Below are 1,517 nucleotides of genomic sequence, written 5' to 3'. Positions count from 1 at the left end.
GAATTAGCTCAGCTGGGAGAGCGTCTGCCTTACAAGCAGGATGTCGGCGGTTCGATCCCGTCATTCCCCACTCTTGACTCGTTAGCTCAGTCGGTAGAGCAACTGACTTTTAATCAGTGGGTCGCAGGTTCGAATCCTGCACGGGTCATATTCCTAAATGAAAACATCAAGGAATTTTAATTTGCGGGTGTGGCGGAATTGGCAGACGCACCAGATTTAGGATCTGGCGCCTTCGGGCGTGGGGGTTCAAGTCCCTTCACCCGCACTTGCATTTTGATCACTTATGATTTATAATTGGAAATCCTAAGTTATATTATGCCGGCTTAGCTCAGTTGGTAGAGCATCTGATTTGTAATCAGAGGGTCGAGGGTTCAAGTCCTTTAGCCGGCACTTTTGCGGAAGTAGTTCAGTGGTAGAACACCACCTTGCCAAGGTGGGGGTCGCGGGTTCGAACCCCGTCTTCCGCTTTGCCAAGATACATTTAGGCTTTTAAAGCCGGGGTGGCGGAATTGGCAGACGCACAGGACTTAAAATCCTGCGGTGAGTGATCACCGTGCCGGTTCGACTCCGGCCCTCGGCATTTCACTTTATTGTGAATGATAAAATATTTTGCACCCGTGGCTCAACTGGATAGAGTACCTGACTACGAATCAGGCGGTTGCAGGTTCGAATCCTGCCGGGTGTATTAGAGTAAAACGGGAAGTAGCTCAGCTTGGTAGAGCACTTGGTTTGGGACCAAGGGGTCGCAGGTTCGAATCCTGTCTTCCCGATTTGTTTATTCTTATATGGGGGATTAGCTCAGCTGGGAGAGCGCCTGCTTTGCACGCAGGAGGTCAGCGGTTCGATCCCGCTATTCTCCATTTTTTGGCGGTGTAGCTCAGCTGGCTAGAGCGTCCGGTTCATACCCGGGAGGTCATGGGTTCGATCCCCTTCGCCGCTATCTAAGGCCGGACCTTTAGCTCAGGTGGTTAGAGCTCCCCGCTCATAACGGGGTGGTCGTAGGTTCGAGTCCTACAAGGTCCATTATGGATTTTGCCATTGGTTAACGGAGGATTACCCAAGTTCGGCTGAAGGGAACGGTCTTGAAAACCGTCAGGCGTGTAAGAGCGCGCGTGGGTTCGAATCCCACATCCTCCTTTGAGAATATGCGGGTGTAGTTTAGTGGTAAAACCACAGCCTTCCAAGCTGTTGTCGGGAGTTCGATTCTCCTCACCCGCTTTATTGATAATGGGCCTGTAGCTCAGCTGGTTAGAGCGCACCCCTGATAAGGGTGAGGTCGGTGGTTCGAGTCCACTCAGGCCCATAGCAATAATTAATTGTTATTTTGAATTGGCTCATGGGGAAGTACTCAAGTGGCTGAAGAGGCGCCCCTGCTAAGGGTGTAGGTCGGTTTATACCGGCGCGAGGGTTCAAATCCCTCCTTCTCCGTTATTCTTATATACTTGCCAATGAGTTTTGATATTGGCCCGTTGGTCAAGCGGTTAAGACACCGCCCTTTCACGGCGGTAACACGGGTT

At 51.2% G+C, this 1,517-nt stretch carries 15 tRNA genes; all 15 read left to right on the top strand.

The window, feature by feature from the left end:
• A tRNA-Val gene (locus tag ACQV2O_RS08570) sits at positions 1-70 on the top strand.
• 5 nt (positions 71-75) lie between these two features.
• Positions 76-148: transfer RNA gene (locus ACQV2O_RS08565), tRNA-Lys, on the top strand.
• A 35-nt stretch (positions 149-183) separates the two neighbouring features.
• Positions 184-265: transfer RNA gene (locus tag ACQV2O_RS08560), tRNA-Leu, on the top strand.
• Between the two features lie 52 nt (positions 266-317).
• Positions 318-390 (top strand) — tRNA-Thr (locus tag ACQV2O_RS08555).
• A 5-nt stretch (positions 391-395) separates the two neighbouring features.
• Positions 396-467, top strand: a tRNA-Gly gene (locus ACQV2O_RS08550).
• 27 nt (positions 468-494) lie between these two features.
• A tRNA-Leu gene (locus ACQV2O_RS08545) sits at positions 495-580 on the top strand.
• 31 nt (positions 581-611) lie between these two features.
• Positions 612-685, top strand: a tRNA-Arg gene (locus tag ACQV2O_RS08540).
• A gap of 11 nt (positions 686-696) precedes the next feature.
• Positions 697-770, top strand: a tRNA-Pro gene (locus tag ACQV2O_RS08535).
• 17 nt (positions 771-787) lie between these two features.
• Positions 788-860 (top strand) — tRNA-Ala (locus ACQV2O_RS08530).
• A gap of 6 nt (positions 861-866) precedes the next feature.
• A tRNA-Met gene (locus tag ACQV2O_RS08525) sits at positions 867-940 on the top strand.
• 9 nt (positions 941-949) lie between these two features.
• Positions 950-1,023 (top strand) — tRNA-Ile (locus tag ACQV2O_RS08520).
• Between the two features lie 24 nt (positions 1,024-1,047).
• Positions 1,048-1,137, top strand: a tRNA-Ser gene (locus tag ACQV2O_RS08515).
• Between the two features lie 10 nt (positions 1,138-1,147).
• Positions 1,148-1,218 (top strand) — tRNA-Gly (locus ACQV2O_RS08510).
• Between the two features lie 11 nt (positions 1,219-1,229).
• Positions 1,230-1,303 (top strand) — tRNA-Ile (locus ACQV2O_RS08505).
• 35 nt (positions 1,304-1,338) lie between these two features.
• A tRNA-Ser gene (locus tag ACQV2O_RS08500) sits at positions 1,339-1,428 on the top strand.
• Positions 1,429-1,517 lie beyond the last annotated feature (89 nt).

The sequence above is a fragment of the Facklamia sp. P13055 genome (genome assembly GCF_050409445.1).
Lineage (GTDB): Bacteria > Bacillota > Bacilli > Lactobacillales > Aerococcaceae > Facklamia.
The sequence above is the reverse complement of the archived record's forward strand: the minus strand, read 5'-3'. Positions and strand labels throughout refer to the sequence as shown.